Below are 3809 nucleotides of genomic sequence, written 5' to 3' on the forward strand. Positions count from 1 at the left end.
TATTGTGCCAAGCAGAAGTGTAGAAAGAAGAATTATTCTCTGAACGCGGATTGCTGATTTTTATTGAATTAGAACCAAAATACTGAACATTTCCGTTCTCAACGGTAGGATTTGAAGAATCAATCTCACAAATGCCGCCTGTACTTTGTACTCCGTTTATATTTCCGTTTGATTTTCTGTAATAACTATTTGAGCCTATTATATCAAACTCATATGTTTCTGTCAAAAGATTCTTTGTGAAAGAGTCTGCTCCGCCTGCATTTGAAAGTCCTGAAGTGTAGTTGCTTTCAAGATATCCGTTTGCATTCAATACCGACATCAAAACACCTTTATTGTCAAAGGTATATGTTGTCTTTAATCCTTTACGATCTTCAAAAGTTGTAGTATTATCATTGCTGTAGGTAATATTAAGATATTGCCCTTCCGAATTGCTTTTACCATACTCAGTTATTTTTGTAATCTGACCCTTTGCGTTATAGGTAAAAAGATTCTTGCTGATAACAGTGCTTGGACTATTGGAACGATTTTCAAGCTGTATATTATTTAGTTTATTATTGTTGTCATAGCGATAAGTTGATGCCAAAGCATTTGGAAAAACGACACCGCTTATTGTATCAACAGAAGATGAATTGTACAGTATTGAAATTCTTTCGTTATCCGGAAGTGTGAGTTGATTAACTCGCTTTGAACCGTCCGGTTTACCGCTGTAACTAAGTTGAATAACTCTTCCAGACCCATCTGTAATTGATTGCAAATAGCCATCGGAATATGAATATGTAATTGTATTTCCGTTTTTATCCGTTTCGGTCAACAGTTTTCCACCTGCTGAAACAAGCTCATATGTCTGTGTTTTTAATTCAGTTTCAACAACTATATTGCTTTCGTTTATTGAAAGGGTTATACCCAGACCGTCCTCATCGCTCCATTTTTCTTCCTCGCTGTGCTTTTTTAGATAATGCTTTGTACCTTCTGTATCAATGTATATATAGTTATATCCCGCATTTGCAAGAGTTGAATTTGACTCTTTTATACACTGCTCGAAAGAGAATCGCCAACCACAGCCACTGGTATCACTATTTTTTATGCTGTTATATGTTGCTGATATAGTAACAGGCATTCTTGCACCTGTACCTTCATATAATTTTTGAGAAATAACAAGATTACCAAGATAATCTGAAACCTTTGCCTGAGCATTATAGCCGGCTGGGATTGTATGGTATGAAAAATTACTTTCAGTACCTGAAAAATCCTTGTAAATTATTGTTATTGAAGGTGTGGCAGATGTTCTTGTTGCTTCTTTTATATTTGCAATCCTTGATTCTGCTGTATCAAGTCCCTCAATTACAAAGCCATCAACATTATCTCCGTTATCATACCATTCTTTAGTAAGTTTTGTAAGGTCAAATGTAAATTTACTGTTATCATTGTATGATATAGAATCATAGTCTAAAATGTCAGAATCATAAGAAACAATGCCATTTTCAACTCCGTTAAGCTTATGTGCATTAATTATTATAGGGCTATCCGTTTCATTTGCGAATAAAGAACTACCGTTTTTTATCTCAAAATTATATTTTGCACTTATTATTTTTTCTCCTTCATCAAGTTCAGGTAATTCAGATAATTATGCAAAAATATAATGATCGTTTGAAAGATAATACGGACCATGGTTAAGTGCGCTGTTTCCATAAACCTCATCTAAATACAATTCGCTTGAAAACTTATTTGTAATTTCCGGATCAATAGTAATAGGGAAACTTCTATTTGCAGAATGTATAAAATCATAGTCTGCGATAAGTTTTACTTTCATATTTGCACCATTCAGACTAACAATTTTCATTTGAAGCTGTACACTTGATTCTCCGTTGTTGTCAGTCATAAATGGAGCTATAATACTATACACGGGTTCATTATCACCGTTGTATAAAGTGATTGTATGTTCATCAGATTGTTTTGGAGTCAAATGCTTAAGTTGATATGTAATATTAAATTCATTTTGTGCATCAGCGTTATGGAGTATAATATTTTCTTTAACTCCTGTACTTGTTACAAAATATTGAAGATCTATATTATTATATACATTCTCATAGATAACCTCTGATGCTATATTTTTAACATTAGTAAATCTATCATTACCAACAAAATTATCGTTGTTGGTAATAGCTTTTATTTTGCTTTTATTTGCATTATCATACCCCCAACTAATTGAATAACCGTTTTGAGAAATCTCTATCATATTTTTAGTTTTAACCTTGTTGGATAGTTTTATGTCAATATTGCTACTTTTATTAGAATAATCTATATCTGCTTCATCAATAGTAGCTGATGAGTTTTCAGAAATCAAACTATTATTATATTCAACCCATACATCATCACTGTCTTTGTAATGTACGGGTTGATTATACTCTGCTATCATCTTTGAACCATCTTCAAGCAAAAATACTTTTGAGTTTTCTGTGCGGTCAGTTATTAATTCCGTTACTATATTCGGTATTTTTTCATCATTTCCCTGCACATTATCAAAAGATGAATATACTGCATTCTCCTCAGGTAGATTTGTTGCAAGCACTTGTAATGGTAACATTGTTGCTATAAGTGCCGAAAGCGTAACTGCGAGAGTTCTTTTAGTTACTTGTGTTTTCCTCATATTTATTCTTCCTCGTTGATTGTATTAAGCTATCATAGTTCCAAAATGTGAAATATGTTCAACTTACATTATCATATTACCATATCCTGTGACATTATTCAACATTTTATTAAACTGTTAATAATTTTTGTATATTTGTACAAATACATATGCTGATGTTTGTATATCTTTTTTCATCACAGTTTTCTGCTATATTATTCTTAAAGGATAATTGAGAAATTAGCTATCAGTAAATAATTGCATTAATATTACTCATTTTTTATTATTTTTCTTTTTGAATGTTATTACCATTCTTCGTTTATTACAGTGCTTCTGAAACATTCTACCGACAACATCATATCTGCCCGTCCGTTATCAAAGTCTGAAATGATAAAACACCTGTAGTTTTCAGAATTCGGTTATGGATAATACTACTCATATTATCAACTTGCATTTTAACCGCATAAGCTACTCCTGCTTTTTGAGATGACGAACTGCGGTCATAAAAAAGCAAAATCATTATTATGTAAATACAATGAAAACCATCATTTCTATTTGGAAAAATTCTTGCTGATTTTGCTTATATCATAATTTTGTTGTTTTCAGTTATTGCAAACTTTTTCAAGATAGGCACTGCCTTTAGAAACACCTTTATTATATAACTCAGAAACATATTCTTTGCTTCTTCGTTTGTGCATATTGCTTTACTAGTTAATGTCAAAAGTGCTTCTTTAATAGCTCTTGTAAAATATAAGTCACGCACATTTAATGCTTAATTAGACAATTCTTCTCTTGTAAAATAGCCTTCGTCAACTACCGACTGAATAAATTTTATTGTTTCCGCTTTATTTCTTTTAAAGCCTGTTTCAAAAAAGTTAGCCAAAAATATATTTTAGCAAAATCTTTTCGTTAATCGGTATAATTGTTATCCAGCGATAATTTGTATAGTTCATCAACTTTCATTTTATTACACTTCTTTCTGTTTGATTTTTGCTTTACTCTTTTATGATTTCATTGTATCGCACTTTTTACTTTTGTGTAAAAAAGTCGGATTTTAATAATTTGTATAAATGCTAAACTGAAAATGCACAAAATCGCCAACTCAAAATGTACAATTTTGGCAGATCACTCCTGAGGAGAGTATACTTTCCTCAGGAGGTAGAAATATGAACCAAAGGAAAGA

General features: G+C 31.6%; 2 protein-coding genes. Both read right to left on the bottom strand.

Annotated features, from left to right (window positions below; all coding sequences use genetic code 11):
* Nucleotides 1-1117 (bottom strand): hypothetical protein (locus tag ACJMMI_RS00035; protein ID WP_405352313.1); only part of this gene is annotated, 1117 nt, incomplete at its 3' end.
* Between the two features lie 507 nt (nt 1118-1624).
* Complete coding sequence (locus ACJMMI_RS00040; RefSeq protein WP_405352315.1) at nt 1625-2647, bottom strand: hypothetical protein; 1023 nt, start codon at nt 2645-2647, stop codon at nt 1625-1627.
* Nucleotides 2648-3809 lie beyond the last annotated feature (1162 nt).

The organism is Ruminococcus sp. (genome assembly GCF_045129435.1).
GTDB lineage: Bacteria > Bacillota > Clostridia > Oscillospirales > Acutalibacteraceae > Ruminococcoides.